Consider the following 16809-nt stretch of genomic DNA (forward strand, 5'->3'; position numbering starts at 1 on the left):
CGGCACCTTCGGCCCGGTCCACACGTTCTCATTCCGGGCACCCGTGCCCTGCGGACACGGCGGACCTCCCGGCGCGACCACGTCCTCGCTTACGATGGCCGTTGCGGTGGGGCCCACCTGCCGTGCCCGGTTACGAACAGTGCCCAGGCCCGACCGGCAAGGAGACAAACCTCGGTGTCCGTCTTCAACAAGCTCATGCGTGCAGGCGAAGGCAAGATCCTGCGCAAACTGCACCGCATCGCGGACCAGGTCAACTCCATCGAAGAGGACTTCGTCAACCTCTCCGACGCCGAGTTGCGTGCGCTCACGGACGAGTACAAGCAGCGCTACCAGGACGGCGAGAGCCTGGACGACCTGCTGCCCGAGGCCTTCGCGACCGTTCGCGAGGCCGCGAAGCGAGTGCTCGGCCAGCGGCACTACGACGTCCAGATCATGGGTGGCGCCGCGCTGCACCTCGGCTACGTCGCCGAGATGAAGACCGGTGAGGGCAAGACCCTCGTCGGCACGCTGCCGGCGTACCTGAACGCGCTGTCCGGCAAGGGCGTCCACCTGATCACGGTGAACGACTACCTCGCCGAGCGCGACTCCGAGATGATGGGCCGGGTCCACAAGTTCCTGGGCCTGTCGATCGGCTGCATCCTGGCGAACATGTCCCCGGCCCAGCGCCGGGAGCAGTACAGCAGCGACATCACGTACGGCACGAACAACGAGTTCGGCTTCGACTACCTGCGCGACAACATGGCGTGGTCGCAGGACGAGCTGGTGCAGCGCGGCCACAACTTCGCCGTGGTCGACGAGGTCGACTCGATCCTCGTCGACGAGGCCCGTACCCCGCTGATCATCTCCGGTCCGGCCGACCAGGCCACCAAGTGGTACGCGGACTTCGCCAAGCTGGTCACCCGGCTGACCAAGGGCGAGGCCGGGCAGCCGCTCAAGGGCATCGAGGAGACCGGCGACTACGAGGTCGACGAGAAGAAGCGCACCGTCGGCATCCACGAGGCCGGTGTCGCGAAGGTCGAGGACTGGCTCGGCATCGAGAACCTGTACGAGTCGGTGAACACCCCCCTCGTCGGGTACCTCAACAACGCGATCAAGGCCAAGGAACTCTTCAAGATCGACAAGGACTACGTCGTCATCGACGGCGAAGTCATGATCGTCGACGAGCACACCGGCCGCATCCTCGCCGGCCGCCGCTACAACGAGGGCATGCACCAGGCGATCGAGGCGAAGGAAGGGGTGGACATCAAGGACGAGAACCAGACCCTCGCCACGATCACCCTGCAGAACTTCTTCCGCCTGTACTCGAAGCTGTCGGGCATGACCGGTACGGCCATGACCGAGGCCGCCGAGTTCCACCAGATCTACAAGCTGGGCGTCGTGCCGATCCCGACGAACCGGTCGATGCAGCGCAAGGACCAGCCCGACCTGATCTACCGCACCGAGGTCGCCAAGTTCGCGGCGGTCGTCGACGACATCGCGGAGAAGCACGAGAAGGGCCAGCCGATCCTCGTCGGCACGACGTCGGTCGAGAAGTCCGAGTACCTCTCCCAGCAGCTGTCGAAGCGGGGCATCCCGCACGAGGTGCTGAACGCCAAGCAGCACGAGCGCGAGGCGTCGATCGTCGCCCAGGCCGGCCGCCGCGGCGCGGTCACGGTCGCCACGAACATGGCCGGCCGCGGTACCGACATCAAGCTCGGCGGCAACCCGGACGACCTCGCCGAGGCGGAGCTGCGCCAGCGCGGCCTCGACCCGGAGGAGCACATCGAGGAGTGGGCGCACGCCCTGCCCGAGGCGCTCAAGCGGGCAGAGGCGGCCGTGAAGGCCGAGTTCGAAGAGGTCAAGGAGCTCGGCGGGCTGTACGTGCTGGGCACCGAGCGGCACGAGTCGCGCCGTATCGACAACCAGCTGCGCGGCCGCTCCGGCCGTCAGGGCGACCCGGGCGAGTCCCGCTTCTACCTGTCGCTGGGCGACGACCTGATGCGCCTGTTCAAGGCGCAGATGGTCGAGCGGGTCATGGCGATGGCGAACGTGCCGGACGACGTGCCGATCGAGAACAAGATGGTCACGCGGGCCATCGCCTCGGCACAGTCGCAGGTCGAGACGCAGAACTTCGAGACCCGCAAGAACGTCCTGAAGTACGACGAGGTCCTCAACAGCCAGCGCGAGGTCATCTACGGCGAGCGCCGCCGCGTCCTGGAGGGCGAGGACCTGCACGAGCAGGTCGTCTTCTTCATGGACGACACGATCGACGCGTACATCGCGGCCGAGACGGTCGAGGGCTTCGCCGAGGAGTGGGACCTGGACCGGCTGTGGGGCGCCTTCCGGCAGCTCTACCCGATCAAGGTGACGGTGGAGGAGCTGGAGGAGGCCGCCGGCGACCGCGCGGGCATCACCGCCGAGTTCATCGCCGAGTCCGTCAAGGACGACATCCACGAGCAGTACGCGGCGCGCGAGAAGGCGCTCGGCTCCGACGTCATGCGTGAGCTGGAGCGGCGCGTGGTGCTGTCGGTGCTGGACCGCAAGTGGCGTGAGCACCTGTACGAGATGGACTACCTCCAGGAGGGCATCGGCCTGCGGGCGATGGCCCAGAAGGACCCGCTGGTCGAGTACCAGCGCGAGGGCTTCGACATGTTCAACGCCATGATGGAGGGCATCAAGGAGGAGTCCGTCGGCTACCTGTTCAACCTGGAGGTCCAGGTCGAGCAGCAGGTCGAGGAGGTTCCGGTGCAGGCCGCGGCGCCGTCCATGACGAAGGAGCCGGTCGGGGCCGCACGTCCCGAGATCCGGGCCAAGGGGCTGGACGCCCCGCAGCGTCCGGACCGGCTGCACTTCTCCGCGCCGTCGGTGGACGGCGAGGGCGGGGTCGTCGAGGGCGAGTTCGACGCGGACGGCTCCGCCGGTGACGGCGGGGACGGGATGACGCGGGCGGAGCGGCGCAAGGCGCAGAAGGCCTCCGGCGGGCGTCGGCGCAAGAAGTAACCCCGCTCGGGGTTCGTGGCAACACCACCGGCCGGGGCCGGACACCTGTGGGTGTCCGGCCCCGGCCGCGTCGCGTGGCGGGTGCGGCGCCGTTGCCGGAGGTACGGCCGGGTGGGTGAGGGGGAGTCGCCCATCGGGGGGTACGGGGGGTGGGTGCGGGCGTCCGTCCGGAGGGGTTCCGGGGCCCCGGGTGAGGCCGGCCCGGCCATGCCCCGCGCCCGGCCCGGGGTCCGTGCCGGGACCACCGCCGCGCGCGGGCGCACGGTCACCCGGATAGGTGGTGCGGGGGCGGCCGTGCGCGGGCCCGGGGCGGTGATTGCCGAGCGTGGCCGGGGGCCGTAGAAACACCACACAGAGTGACCGCCCGGTACCGCCGCCGGGCCCGGCCCGTACGGGGGAACCGCCATGGACACCACCAAGAGCCCGACCCGCAGCCGTCCCGCCGGCCGGCGGGACTCGCGCCGGCCGGCCGGCACCCCGCGGGCCCGGCGCCGGCCCGGACCGCACGACTGGTTCGCGGAGCGCCTCCTGGCGGTGCTGAGCGGCCAGCGGCCCGTCCACTCGCTGCTGGGCCTCACGGTGGGCCCGGCCTACGAGCAGCTGGCGGACCTGGCCCCCACCGGGCCCCCGCTGGGCCGCCCCCGGCCCGTCCTGCGCCACTGCGGCCGCTTCCACCCCGGCCCGGGGGTCATCGAGGCCTTCGCCCGCATCGCCACCGGTGACCGCGTCTCGGCGATGGCCTTCCGCCTGGAACAGGGCCCGGACCTGCGCTGGCGTTGCGCGGCGATCGAGATCCGGGGCCCGCGCACCCGGGGGGATTCGGCCCGCGGGGCGGCGGTCGTATCCTGAGGGCGTTTCCGCCTACCGAAAGCAGCCGGCCATGCGCGTGTACGTCCCCCTGACACTCCCCGGCCTCGCCGAGGCGCACAAGGCGGGCGAGCTGGGGCCCGCCCCGCTCCGCGCCTACGCGGTGACCCCCGGGCTGCGGGAGTGGTACGTCTCGGACGACATCGAGGAGCTGGAGTACGCCGCCCTCAGCCGTGCCGCCGAGGCCTCCCTGCGCCTCCTGGCGGCCGACGCGGACGCCCCCCGCCGACGGGTCGTCGTCGCCCTCGACGTCGACGACAAGGCCGCCTCGGCGGTCCCCGGCCCCGACGAGGCCACCCTCGGCCAGGTCACCCTCGCCGCCGCCGTACGGCTCAAGGCGGCCGCCGCCGTCCACGTCGACGCCGACGACGCGACGCAGGACGTCGCCGCGGCCGCCGCGGCGCTGCCGGCCGCCGACGCCGGGGACGACGACGCCCGCTTCACCGTCGACGGTGCCGAGGACCACGAGCTGCTGTGGTTCGGCGTCCAGGAGATTCCGGGGCTGCTGACGTGAGCGCCGGCGGGGCCCACATCGTCTGGGACTGGAACGGCACGCTGCTGCACGACATCGACGCCGTCATCATCGCGACCAACGCCTCCTTCGCGGAGTTCGGGTTCGCGCCGATCACCCTGGAGACGTACCGGGACCTGTACGTCGTACCGGTCCCGAAGTTCTACGAGCGCCTCATGGGCCGGCTGCCCACCGAGGAGGAGTGGCTCGTCATGGACGAGACCTTCCACCGCTACTACTGGGCGGCGGCCGACGCGGCCGGCCTCGCCGAGGGCGCGCCGGAGCTGCTGCGCGCCTGGCAGGCCGACGGACTCACCCAGTCCCTGCTGTCCCTCGCACCCCACGACAAGCTCGTGCCGCTGGTGTGCACGCACGGCATAGACGGGCACTTCCTGCGCGTCGACGGCCGTACCGGGCCCTCCCACACCACCAAGGCGGGACACCTCGTACGCCATATGGCCGCCATGGAGCCCGCCGGAGTGACCGCCGGACGGACGGTCCTCATCGGCGACGCCGTGGACGACGCGCTCGCCGCGGCCCACGTGGGCGCACGGGCCGTGCTCTACACGGGCGGTTCGCACAGCCGGACCAGCCTCGAAGCCGCGGGCGTGCCCGTCGTCGACACCCTGGCCGAGGCCGTCGCCACCGCCCGCGAGCTGGCCGGATAAGGACCGGCACGGCCGGTCCGGCCACGTCGCTGGCCAGAGTGTCCAGGTTTCCCCCCGGGATTTGTACAGATGCTGTCAATGACGACCGGGGGGTGGGGCGAGATAGCCTGGACCCGTGATCAGCGCGATAGTCATCGGGGGCTCGGACGCCCCCGGCCCGCGCCCGGCGCACATCCGTGCCCGGGCCCTCGCTGGTCCCCACCGCCGGGACGTCCAGCCGATCATGGCCGAATCCCTCCCGGTCGGCTTTCCCGACGCCCCGGCGTCGACACAGAATCCGGACGCACCCACCGCCCCAGGGCGGCGCTGTGTCATTCCTTCCTTCACCTACGTCACGCAATGGCGCGCGACAGGAGCCAGAGGACATGCAGACCAAGCTGGACGAAGCAAAGGCCGAGCTGCTCGCGCGGGCGGCACGGGTAGCTGAGAACAGCCCGGCCGGGGGGCTACTTCCGACTGGGTCCGAGCAAGGGGAGCGTCCCGAACGGGGATCGACGCTCGCCTACCTCCAGCGCTACTACCTGCACACCGCCCCCGAGGACCTCGTCGACCGGGACCCGGTCGACGCGTTCGGTGCGGCACTCTCCCACTACCGGCTCGCCGAGAACCGGCCGCAGGGCACCGCGAACGTGCGCGTGCACACCCCCACGGTCGAGGAGAACGGCTGGACCTCCAGCCACTCCGTGGTCGAGGTCGTCACCGACGACATGCCCTTCCTCGTCGACTCCGTCACCAACGAGCTGTCCCGCCAGGGCCGCGGCATCCACCTGGTGATCCACCCGCAGGTCGTCGTGCGCCGCGACGTCACCGGCAAGCTGATCGAGATCCTCGGCCCCGACTGCGACGCCCACGGTCCCAGGACCGCCCGCCCGCACGACTCCCTCGTCGAGTCCTGGATCCACGTCGAGATCGACCGCGAGACCGACAAGGCCGACCTCAAGCAGATCACCGGCGATCTGCTGCGCGTCCTGTCCGACGTCCGCGAGTCCGTCGAGGACTGGGAGAAGATGCGCGACGCCGCGCTGCGCATCGCCGACGAGCTGCCGAACGAGCCCACCGCGCCCGACCTGCGCGAGTTCGAGCTCGAAGAGGCCCGCGAGCTGCTGCGCTGGCTCTCCGACGACCACTTCACCTTCCTCGGCTACCGCGAGTACAACCTCGTCGACGGTGACGCCCTCGCCGCCGTGCCCGGCACCGGCCTCGGCATCCTGCGCTCCGACCCGCTGCACAGCGGCAAGGAGGACGGCCACCCGGTGTCCCCGTCCTTCAACCGGCTGCCGGCCGATGCCCGCGCCAAGGCCCGCGAGCACCGCCTGCTGGTGCTGACCAAGGCCAACAGCCGCTCCACGGTGCACCGCCCCTCGTACCTCGACTACGTCGGCGTGAAGAAGTTCGACGCCGACGGCAACGTGGTCGGCGAGCGCCGCTTCCTCGGCCTGTTCTCCTCCGCCGCCTACACCGAATCGGTGCGCCGCGTCCCGGTCATCCGCCGCAAGGTCACCGAGGTCCTGGACGGCGCCGGCTTCGCCCCCTCCAGCCACGACGGCCGCGACCTCCTCCAGATCCTGGAGACCTACCCGCGCGACGAGCTGTTCCAGACCCCGGTCGACAAGCTCCGCGAGATCGTCACCTCCGTCCTGTACCTCCAGGAACGCCGCCGGCTGCGCCTGTACCTGCGCCAGGACGAGTACGGCCGCTACTACTCCGCGCTGGTCTACCTGCCGCGCGACCGCTTCACCACCGGCGTGCGGCTGCGCCTGATGGACATCCTGCGGGAGGAGCTCGACGGCATCAGCGTCGACTTCACCGCCTGGAACACCGAGTCGATCCTCTCCCGCATCCACTTCGTCGTCCGCGTCCCGCAGGGCACCGAGCTGCCCGTGCTGACCGACTCCGACGTCGAGCGCATCGAGGGCCGGCTCGTCGAGGCCGCCCGCTCCTGGGCCGACGGCTTCGGCGAAGCGCTGACCGCCGAACTGGGCGAGGAGCGCGCCGCCGAGCTGCTGCGCAAGTACGGGACCTCCTTCCCCGAGGGCTACAAGGCCGACCACTCGCCGCGCGCGGCCGTCGCCGACCTGTGCCACCTGGAACGGCTCTCCGCGAGCGACCGCGAGTTCGCGCTGTCGCTGTACGAGCCGGTCGGCGCGGGCCCCGGCGAGCGCCGCTTCAAGATCTACCGCACCGGCGAGCAGGTCTCCCTCTCCGCCGTCCTGCCCGTCCTGCAGCGTCTGGGCGTCGAGGTCACCGACGAGCGTCCGTACGAGCTGCGCCGCACCGACCGGGTCAGCGCGTGGATCTACGACTTCGGTCTGCGGATGCCGCTCGCCCCGGGCAACGGCGACTCCTACCTCGGCGACGACGCCCGCGAGCGCTTCCAGGAGGCCTTCGCGGCCGTCTGGACCGGCGAGGCCGAGAACGACAACTTCAACACCCTGGTCCTCGGCGCCGGGCTGACCTGGCGGCAGGCCGTCGTGCTGCGCGCGTACGCCAAGTACCTGCGCCAGGCCGGCTCCACCTTCAGCCAGGACTACATGGAGGACACCCTCCGCAACAACGTCCACACCACCCGGCTGCTGGTCTCCCTCTTCGAGGCCCGGATGTCGCCCGGCCGCCAGGTCGCCGGCACCGAGCTCATCGACGCCATGCTGGAGGAGCTGGACGGGGCCCTGGACCAGGTCGCCTCGCTCGACGAGGACCGCATCCTGCGCGCCTTCCTCACCCTCATCAAGGCCACCCTGCGCACGAACTTCTTCCAGCTCGACGAGGCGGGCGAGCAGCACGCCTACGTGTCGATGAAGTTCGACCCGCAGGCCATCCCGGACCTGCCGGCCCCGCGTCCCGCCTTCGAGATCTGGGTGTACTCCCCGCGCGTCGAGGGCGTCCACCTGCGCTTCGGCAAGGTCGCCCGGGGCGGTCTGCGCTGGTCCGACCGGCGCGAGGACTTCCGTACGGAGGTCCTCGGCCTGGTCAAGGCGCAGATGGTCAAGAACACCGTCATCGTCCCGGTCGGCGCCAAGGGCGGCTTCGTCGCCAAGAACCTGCCCGACCCGTCGGTGGACCGCGACGCCTGGCTCGCCGAGGGCATCGCCTCTTACAAGATCTTCATCTCGGCGCTGCTCGACATCACCGACAACATGGTCGCCGGCGAGGTCGTTCCCCCGCAGGGCGTCGTCCGCCACGACGAGGACGACACCTACCTCGTCGTCGCCGCCGACAAGGGCACCGCCACCTTCTCCGACATCGCCAACGGGGTCGCCGAGGACTACGGCTTCTGGCTGGGCGACGCCTTCGCCTCCGGCGGCAGCGCCGGCTACGACCACAAGGGCATGGGCATCACCGCCCGCGGTGCCTGGGAGTCGGTCAAGCGGCACTTCCGCGAGCTGGGCCACGACACCCAGACCGAGGACTTCACGGTCGTCGGCGTCGGCGACATGTCCGGTGACGTGTTCGGCAACGGCATGCTGCTCTCCGAGCACATCCGCCTCGTCGCCGCCTTCGACCACCGGCACATCTTCCTCGACCCGAACCCGGACGCGGCCACCTCCTACGCCGAGCGCCGCCGCCTGTTCGACCTGCCGCGCTCCTCCTGGGCGGACTACGACACCGCGCTGCTGTCGGCGGGCGGCGGCGTCCACCCGCGCAGCGCCAAGGCCATCCCGCTGAACGCGCAGGTCCGCGAGGCCCTGGGCATCGAGGCGGGCGTCGCCAAGATGACCCCGGCCGACCTGATGAAGGCCATCCTCCAGGCCCCCGTGGACCTGCTGTGGAACGGCGGCATCGGCACGTACGTCAAGGCGACCGCCGAGACCCACGCCGACGTCGGCGACAAGGCCAACGACGCCATCCGCGTCAACGGCTCCGACGTCCGCGCCCAGGTCATCGGCGAGGGCGGCAACCTGGGCCTGACCCAGCTCGGCCGCATCGAGTTCGCCCGCACCGGCGCCGGCGGCGAGGGCGGCAAGGTCAACACCGACGCCATCGACAACAGCGCGGGCGTGGACACCTCCGACCACGAGGTGAACATCAAGATCCTGCTCAACGCGGTCGTCGCGGACGGGGACATGACCGTCAAGCAGCGCAACAAGCTGCTCGCCGAGATGACCGACGAGGTGGGCCACCTCGTCCTGCGCAACAACTACGCGCAGAACACCGCGCTCGCCAACGGCGCCGCCCAGGCGCCCAGCCTGCTCCACGCCCAGCAGCGCTTCATGCGCCGTCTGGAGCGGGCGGGCCTGCTCGACCGGGGGCTGGAGTTCCTGCCCGCCGACCGGCAGATCCGCGAGCTGCTGAGCAACGGCAAGGGCCTGACCCAGCCGGAGCTGGCCGTGCTGTTCGCCTACACCAAGATCACGGTGGCGGGCGAACTCATCGGCACCGAGCTGCCGGACGACCCGTACCTGCGCCGCCTGCTGCACGCGTACTTCCCGGGCGCCCTGCTCTCCAGGTTCCAGGAGCAGATCGACGCCCACGCGCTGCGCCGGGAGATCATCACCACCCTGCTGGTCAACGACACCGTCAACACCGGCGGTTCGACCTTCCTGCACCGTCTGAAGGAAGAGACCGGCGCCTCCACGGAGGAGATCGTCCGGGCGCAGCTCGCGGCCCGCGAGATCTTCGGCCTGGCCGATGTGTGGGACGCGGTCGAGGCCCTCGACAACAAGGTCGCCGCCGACGTCCAGACCCGGGTGCGCCTGCACTCGCGGCGCCTGGTCGAGCGCGGTACGCGCTGGCTGCTCAACAACCGGCCGCAGCCCCTGCAGATCACCGAGACCATCGAGCTGTTCGCGGCCCGGGTCGAGCAGGTGTGGTCGGAGCTGCCGAAGCTGGTGCGCGGCGCCGACCTGGAGTGGTACGGGTCGATCCTGGACGAGCTGACCGGCGAGGGCGTGCCGGAGGAGCTCGCGGCGAAGGTGGCCGGCTTCTCGTCCGCCTTCCCGACGCTGGACATCGTCGCCATCGCCGACCGGACCGGCGTGGACCCCCTCGACGTCGCCGAGGTGTACTACGACCTCGCCGACCGACTGGACATCACGCAGCTGATGGACCGGATCATCGAGCTCCCGCGGTCCGACCGCTGGCAGTCGATGGCCCGTGCCTCCATCCGCGAGGACCTGTTCGCGGCGCACGCCGCGCTGACCGCCGACGTGCTGGCGGCCGGCAACGGCACTTCGACCCCCGAGGAGCGCTTCAAGCTCTGGGAGGAGAAGAACGCGGCGATCATCGGCCGGGCCCGGACGACCCTGGACGAGATCCGGGGCTCGGACGACTTCGACCTGGCGAACCTGTCCGTGGCGATGCGCACCATGCGCTCGCTGCTGCGCGCGCACAGCTGAGTGACGCCCCCTTCGGGGGGTGGGTGAACGGGCGGCCCGGGACCATCGGTCCCGGGCCGCCCGTCGTGCGTTCCGTCGCAGGTCATAGGCCTTTCGGTCCAACACGACGGCAGGGGGCGGGCAGTGCGGATCGAACGACACCAGGTGGACGGGGCCGCGGCGGACGCGACGCAGGAGGAGTTCGTCGACCGGATCGGCTCCATCACGCGCAGCATGTCGCGGGCCGGCCGGATGACCACCTTCGACTGGCAGATGATCTCCGAGGAGTTCCTCGACCGGCTCGGCGTCCTCTCGCTGGCCGACCCCGGCCTCGGCACCCCGGAGGCCGGGGCCGTGCTGGCGGCCGCGGCCGAAGCGGCCGCGGGCGCCGTCCGGTTCGCCGCCTATTACGCCTACGACTCCTTCCACGTGTCGCTCGGCCACGTGAACTTCGGCATGGGCTACCGGGGCGGCGACGCCGGGGACCGCGAGGACATCACCGCCGGGGACTGGCTCGACGCCTACTGCCTCGCGGTGCTCACGGACGGCACGGGGCGGGACGGCGAGGCCTTCCACTTCGCCCGGGAGGCCTTCCGGGAGGACGGGGCGGGCCGTCCCGCGACGGAGCTCGTCGCCCGCACCCGGACACCCTCGCCCTGGACGTGCTGCGCGCCCTGGCCGCGGGCCAGGAGGAGGCGTACGGGGACGGGCTCGTGCGGCTGCTGCGCCGGCACGCCGAGACCTCCGGTCCCACGGGCGGGCCCCGGAGCCTGCTGCCGCTGGTGCCGGTCGCGCTGGCCGCGCTCGGTCACCGCGACCACGGCTGGTGGCCGCCCGTCGACATCGACTACCTGCCGTACGCACTGTACGAGGGCTACGAGGCCGACTCGGAGCGTTCCATCCGCGCGGCGTACCTCCCGGAGGACGGCGGGCGGCCGGACGCGCGGAAGCTGGTCGGTGCGCTGGATGATCAGGAGAGGCCGCTCATGATCCTCGCCTCGCGCGGGCCGGACGCCACGGACGAACAGGTGCGAGGGGTGCGGCGGCCCGCGCAGCTGGGTGCCGCGCTGTTCCGCACGACGCCGGCCGAACCGGACACGGAGGTCGTCTCCACCGTCGACGGCCACGGCGTCACCCACCCGGCGCACCGGGTCGACCGGGCCGGGCTCACCCAGTGGCTGGCCGCCACGCACTTCGCCCTGATCTCCGGAGCGCCCGAGGACCTGGCCCCGCTCGTGGCGGCGGGCCCGCCGGGGCTCGGGTCGGGCAGTCCCGCCTACGCCGGGTACTGCGAGGCGCTGCACGCGCACCTGAGCGGTGGGGACCCGCGCCCGGCGGCCGAGCGGGCCGTGGCGGCGTACGCGAAGGAGAAGCCGACGGGCTTCCTCCCGCCGCCGTCGGTGCTGCTGTCCCAGTTCGTCGAGGGGGACGAGGAGAGCTTCGGGCTCGCGCTGCTCGACGCCCTGGAGGCCCACCGCGACCACCACGCGGTCGCCGATCGGGCCGGGAAGACCGGTGCCGTGCTCGACCTCGGCGTCCTGGCCCTGGCCTGCCACGCCCGGCGCCGCGGCCGGCGGGTTCCGGTGGCGTCGCCCTACCTGCCGCCGCGGCTGCTGACCGCGGCCGGGCCCCTCGTCGCGCGCTGAGGGGTGGCGGGGTGCCCGGCCGGCAGCGCGGCGGGGCGGCCGGGTGGGTCAGCCGCGCGAGGTGAAGGCCTCGTAGGCGTCGCATACCTCCTTGGAGGGGCCGTCCATGCGCAGGACGCCCGATTCCAGCCAGATCGCGCGGTCGCAGGTCTCGCGGACCGTTCCGATGCCGTGGCTGACGAGGAAGACGGTGCCCGCGCGGGCGCGCAGTTCCTCGATGCGGGCCTGGCTGCGGCGCTGGAAGGCGGCGTCGCCGGTGGCCAGGGCCTCGTCGATCATCAGGACGTCGTGGTCCTTGGCGGCGGCGATGGAGAACCGCAGCCGGGCGCCCATGCCGGAGGAGTAGGTGCGCATGGGCAGGGAGATGAAGTCGCCCTTCTCGTTGATGCCGGAGAAGTCGACGATGTCCTGGTAGCGCTCGCGGATCTGCCGGCGGGTCATGCCCATCGCGAGTCCGCCGAGGACCACGTTGCGCTCGCCGGTGAGGTCGTTCATCAGGGCCGCGTTCACGCCCAGCAGCGAGGGCTGGCCGTGCGAGTAGACCGCCCCGGAGGCCACGGGCTGGAGTCCGGCGATGGCCTTGAGGAGGGTGGACTTGCCGGAGCCGTTGGAGCCGATGAGGCCGATCGCCTCGCCCTTGTAGGCGGTGAAGCTGACGCCCTTGACGGCGTGCACCTCACGGACGCCGGGTGCCTGCCGGCGCGAGAAGATCCGGCTGAGGGCGGCGGTGGCGCCCCCCTTGCGGGTGCCGGCGCCGTGCACCTTGTAGATGACGTGGACCTCGTCGGCGATCACGGTCGGGACGCGGGTGCCGGCCGTCGTGCGGTCGGTGGACGTCGCGTCGCGGGTCAGGGTGTCAGCCACGGCCGTACTCCTCCTCTGCCTTCCAGAAGTAGACGAACCCGCCGACGCCGGCGAGCAGGGCCCAGCCGATGGCGATCGGCCAGACGTGGTGGGGCAGCGAGGCGGCCTTGAAGCTGTCGATCAGCGCGAAGCGCATGAGGTCGATGTAGACGGCCGCCGGGTTGGTCTTGAGCAGCAGGGTGATCCAGTGCGGCAGGTGGTCCGTCTTGAGGATGGAGTCGATGGACCACATCACGCCGGAGGAGTACATCCAGGTGCGCAGGACGAACGGCATCAGCTGGCTGACGTCCGGGTTCTTGCTGCCGATGCGGGCCATGACCATGGCGCAGCCCGCGCAGAAGACGGCCATCAGGAAGAGCGCCGGGAGGGCGATCAGCCAGGCCGGGCCGGGGGTCTGGCCGAAGGCCAGGAGCAGGACGACCAGGGCGCCCATGGTGACGAGCAGCTGCTGGAAGAGCTGCACGACGGAGGAGATGGGCAGGCTGGCGCGGGGGAAGTGCAGGGCGCGGACCAGGCCGAGGTTGCCGTGGACGGCGCGGGTGCCGGCGTTGACGGAGCTGCCGATGAAGTCCCAGACGAAGACGCCGGTGATCAGGAACGGCAGGTAGTCCGGCACGCCGTGGCTGGCGTGCATGACGACGCCGAAGATGAAGTAGTAGACGGCCGCGTTGAGCAGCGGGGTCATCAGGTGCCAGACCTGGCCGAGCTTGGCCGTGCTGTACGTGGCCTGCATGCGGGCGCCGGCGTACGCCGTCACGAAGTGGCGGCGGCCCCAGAGCTGCGCCAGGTAGCGGGGCAGGGAGGGGCGGGCGCCGCTGACGGTCAGGCCGTGGGCTGCCGCCAGCTCTGCGGGGCTCTGCGGTGCGGTAACGGTGGTCACGGTCACGGGGGAGTCGCTTTCGACGGGGGCGGGGCGTCGCTGGCGGGGGTGCCTCCCAGCGGAGACTGGGGACGGGACGGGTCCGTATCGTCGCTACGTGGAGCGTAGGGCCCTCGACGTCGGAACGCAACCGTATCGTCGTGACGTGGCCGCCGCTATGCTCTGTGCATGACCACCGAGCCCTCCCCCGCCCCCGCCCGCCGCGCCCCCGCCGGGGCCGCCGTCCTGCGCGAGGACGTGACCGAGGCGATCCGGGCCGCGGTCGTCGAGGAACTCGCGGCGGTCGGCTTCGCCCGGATGTCCATCGAGGGCATCGCCCGGCGCGCCGGGGTCGGCAAGACCGCCGTGTACCGGCGCTGGAAGTCCAAGCTCCACCTGGTGCTCGACCTGGTGGGCGCCTTCGCCGCCGACGGCCTGCCGGTGCCGGCCACCGGGTCCCTGTACGGGGACCTGCGGGCCCTGCTGGAGGTCATGTCCCACGTACTGCGCCACCCCGTGGCCTCGGCGGTCATCCCCGACCTGCTCGTGGAGGCCGCCCGGAACCCGGAGATCGCCGACGCGGTGCGCGGGGCCCTCCTCGACGGCCAGCGCCGGCTCGCCGAGGGGATCGTCGCCGAGGCCGTCGAGCGGGGCGAACTGCCCGCGACGGCCTGCCCGGAGCGGGCGCTGGACCTGGCGATCGGGCCGCTGTACTGGCGGCAGGTGGTCGTGCGCGACGCCGTGCCGGCCGGCTACCTCGACGACCTGGCGCGCGCGGTCGTGGCGGGGCTGCGGGCCGGCTGACCGGACGCGTCAGAACGCGTAGCGGTGCGCCGGCGTCGCTTCCGGGGCCTGGGACGGGGCCGGCGGGGCGGGGTGGCGGTCCTCCGGCGGAGTGATCGCCGGGAGGGGCGCCGACTGCCCCAGGAAGACCCGGCGGACCACCCGTTCCGCCGCGTGCCCGTCGTCGAAGGAGCAGAACCGCGACCTGAAGGCGGAACGCAGCTGCGCCGAGCGCGACCCCTGCCAGTGGCCGGTGGCGAAGATGTCCACGAGCTCGTCCTCGGTGCGCGCGACCGCCCCCGGCGGGCACGCCCGCAGGTCGAAGTAGGTCCCGCGGGCTGCCTCGTACGCCTCCCAGTCGTCCGCGTGGATCACGATCGGCCGGTCCAGCACCGCGTAGTCGAACATCAGGGACGAGTAGTCCGTGACCAGCGCGTCCGAGGCCAGGCAGAGCTCCTCCACCGACGGGTGGGCGGAGACGTCGATCAGCCGCGGGTGCGGGTCCCACGGCCGGTCCCTGCCCGCGTACGTCAGGTGCGTGCGGGCGAGCAGCGTGAAGCGCGGGCCCAGGTCCCGCAGGACCCGCTCGAAGTCCAGGTGCTCGGGCCGGCTGCGGCGGTAGTCGCGGTGCGTCGGGGCGTAGAGGACGGCCGTGGAACCCGGCGGGACGCCCAGGCGTTCGCGCAGCTCCAGCACGTCGGACCGGGTGGCCCGGTGGAAGACGTCGTTGCGCGGATAGCCGTATTCGAGGGTGGTGTACGAGGACGGCACCGCCCGCTCCCAGACCAGGGTGGAGTGCCGGTTCGAGGAGAGCAGGTAGTCCCACTGGTCGGCGCCGCGCAGCAGGCCGGCGAAGTCCGGGGTCGGGGTGGCCGCCGGACGGTCCTGGAGATCGAGGCCGACCCGCTTGAGCGGGGTGCCGTGCTGGGTCTGCACCAGGATCTGCCCCGGGCGCTTGACCAGGGCGCGGTCGAAGTTGACGTTCGTGGTGAGGTACGTCGCGCGGGCCAGGGCCGTCCAGTACGCGGCCGAGCCCGGCCGCAGCGGGGTGGTCTCGGGCGGGAGCGTCGGGGTGTGCCGGGGGTCGCAGATCCACGCCGTGCGCATCCGAGGGGCCAGTTCCCGCAGCTTCGCCTCGATCGCCGCCGGGTTGCAGGCGTAGCCGCCGTGCCAGTACGCGGAGAACACCGCCAGTTCCGGGCGCAGCGGCAGCAGGCGCTGGATCCGGTAGTGCAGGCGCAGACAGGACTCGCGCACCCCCCGCACCGGCGCGGCCCCCGCCCGGCCCGCCGCCAGGGACGCCGAGCGCAGCACGGACAGCAGCCGGTAGGCGCGCCGCAGGCCCAGCCGCATCAGGGCGTGCCGCAGCCGGTCCGTGCGGGACGGGGACGGCGGCAGGGAGCCGGAGCCCGCGCCGGTGGCCCGGTGGCGGCGCAGCAGGGCCGAGGCCCGCGCGAAGAACTCGGGGCGGGCGCCGTGGGGGATGCGGCCGCGGTGGGCGTACAGGACGCAGAAGTGCTCGGCCATCCGCCGGTGCACGGCCGGCCGCCAGCGCTCCAGCTCCGGGCGGGTGGCGAGGTAGCCGAAGACCCGCTCGTACTGGTCGAAGACGTCGAGGTGGCGGCGGGTGGAGGTGGTCAGGATCGAGCCGGTGCGGCGCTGGCGGTAGTGGACGCAGACCCGGTCGAGGACGGCCAGGGACTCGGCGGCCAGCAGTGCCGGATAGGTCCAGGGGGTGTCCTCGTAGAAGCCGGGCGGGAACGAGAGGCCCTCGCGCTCCACGTACACGCGGCGGTACGCCTTGTTCCACACCACCATCAGCATGCCGAGGAGGGAGGGGCGGTCGGCGAGGCGGAAGCTGGCCGGGCCCTCTTCGCGGAGGCGGTGCGCGAGCCGGTTGCGGACCAGTTCGCCGGTCCAGAAGGAGCGGGCGTAGTCGTAGACCAGGACGTCGGGGGAGCCCGTGGCCTTGAGCCGGTCGGTGATGGCCTGGAGGGCGCCGGGGGCCAGGGTGTCGTCGCCGTCGAGGAAGAGCACGTAGTCGCCGCCCGCGCGGGCCAGACCCGCGTTGCGGGCCGGGCCCAGGCCGAGGTTGTGCGCCAGGTGCACGGCGGTGACCCGGGGGTCGCGCGCCGCGTACTCGTCGATGATCGCGCCGCAGGCGTCCGGGGAGGCGTCGTCGACCGCGATCAGCTCCAGATCCGGGTACGACTGGGACAGGACCGAGTCCAGGCTCTCCTGGAGGTACGCCTGAACCTTGTACGCGGGCACGATGACGCTGAACCGGGGCACGGCACATCCAGGGGTCGGCGCGGGCATG

10 protein-coding genes and 1 pseudogene are annotated in these 16809 nt (G+C 72.1%); 8 read left to right on the forward strand and 3 right to left on the reverse strand.

Going from position 1 to position 16809, the window contains the following annotated elements:
- The first annotated feature begins 174 nt into the window (after window positions 1–174).
- The 7 genes and pseudogenes from secA (at window position 175) to OG295_RS21250 (ending at window position 11983) form a co-directional block, all read left to right on the forward strand.
- Complete coding sequence (gene secA, locus OG295_RS21220) at window positions 175–2979, forward strand: preprotein translocase subunit SecA (RefSeq protein ID WP_371678302.1); 2805 nt, start codon at window positions 175–177, stop codon at window positions 2977–2979.
- A 405-nt stretch (window positions 2980–3384) separates the two neighbouring features.
- Window positions 3385–3828 (forward strand): Rv3235 family protein, encoded by a 444-nt coding sequence (locus OG295_RS21225; RefSeq protein WP_280920272.1) that lies wholly within the window; start codon window positions 3385–3387, stop codon window positions 3826–3828.
- A gap of 31 nt (window positions 3829–3859) precedes the next feature.
- Entirely contained in the window at window positions 3860–4360 is a 501-nt protein-coding gene (locus OG295_RS21230; RefSeq protein WP_371678303.1) for a hypothetical protein, read from the forward strand.
- Window positions 4357–5025, forward strand: a complete 669-nt coding sequence (locus tag OG295_RS21235; protein ID WP_371678304.1) for an HAD family hydrolase — start codon at window positions 4357–4359, stop codon at window positions 5023–5025. The genes OG295_RS21230 and OG295_RS21235 overlap by 4 nt, the downstream gene beginning before the upstream one ends.
- Before the next feature lie 365 nt (window positions 5026–5390).
- Entirely contained in the window at window positions 5391–10358 is a 4968-nt protein-coding gene (locus tag OG295_RS21240) for an NAD-glutamate dehydrogenase (protein WP_371678305.1), read from the forward strand.
- A gap of 692 nt (window positions 10359–11050) precedes the next feature.
- Window positions 11051–11140, forward strand: a pseudogene (locus tag OG295_RS21245) (hypothetical protein); the annotation flags it as partial.
- A gap of 183 nt (window positions 11141–11323) precedes the next feature.
- A complete protein-coding gene (locus tag OG295_RS21250) occupies window positions 11324–11983 on the forward strand; it encodes an immunity 49 family protein (RefSeq protein ID WP_371681257.1) in 660 nt (219 codons plus the stop codon).
- A gap of 48 nt (window positions 11984–12031) precedes the next feature.
- Here the strand turns inward: OG295_RS21250 and OG295_RS21255 are convergent, their stop codons facing one another.
- The gene (locus tag OG295_RS21255) at window positions 12032–12847 is read right to left on the reverse strand and encodes an ABC transporter ATP-binding protein (RefSeq protein ID WP_371678306.1); all 816 of its coding nucleotides are present in this window, start codon (window positions 12845–12847) and stop codon (window positions 12032–12034) included.
- Window positions 12840–13733 carry an ABC transporter permease gene (locus OG295_RS21260; protein ID WP_371678307.1) on the reverse strand — a complete coding sequence of 298 codons (894 nt, stop codon included), beginning with the start codon at window positions 13731–13733 and terminating at the stop codon, window positions 12840–12842. The genes OG295_RS21255 and OG295_RS21260 overlap by 8 nt, the downstream gene beginning before the upstream one ends.
- A gap of 162 nt (window positions 13734–13895) precedes the next feature.
- Here OG295_RS21260 and OG295_RS21265 point away from each other — a divergent pair, with 162 nt between their 5' ends.
- A complete protein-coding gene (locus OG295_RS21265; RefSeq protein ID WP_371678308.1) occupies window positions 13896–14510 on the forward strand; it encodes a TetR/AcrR family transcriptional regulator in 615 nt (204 codons plus the stop codon).
- Between the two features lie 9 nt (window positions 14511–14519).
- Here the strand turns inward: OG295_RS21265 and OG295_RS21270 are convergent, their stop codons facing one another.
- Complete coding sequence (locus OG295_RS21270) at window positions 14520–16781, reverse strand: CDP-glycerol glycerophosphotransferase family protein (protein WP_371678309.1); 2262 nt, start codon at window positions 16779–16781, stop codon at window positions 14520–14522.
- Window positions 16782–16809: the final 28 nt, after the last annotated feature.

This window comes from Streptomyces sp. NBC_01276 (assembly GCF_041435355.1).
Lineage (GTDB): Bacteria > Actinomycetota > Actinomycetes > Streptomycetales > Streptomycetaceae > Streptomyces.

Coding starts and splice junctions, on each gene's coding strand:
- OG295_RS21240 (WP_371678305.1), top strand. CDS start 5,391: ATGCAGACCAAGCTGGACGAAGCAAAGGCCGAGCTGCTCGCGCGGGCG.
- OG295_RS21250 (WP_371681257.1), top strand. CDS start 11,324: ATGATCCTCGCCTCGCGCGGGCCGGACGCCACGGACGAACAGGTGCGA.
- OG295_RS21265 (WP_371678308.1), top strand. CDS start 13,896: ATGACCACCGAGCCCTCCCCCGCCCCCGCCCGCCGCGCCCCCGCCGGG.
- OG295_RS21225 (WP_280920272.1), top strand. CDS start 3,385: ATGGACACCACCAAGAGCCCGACCCGCAGCCGTCCCGCCGGCCGGCGG.
- OG295_RS21230 (WP_371678303.1), top strand. CDS start 3,860: ATGCGCGTGTACGTCCCCCTGACACTCCCCGGCCTCGCCGAGGCGCAC.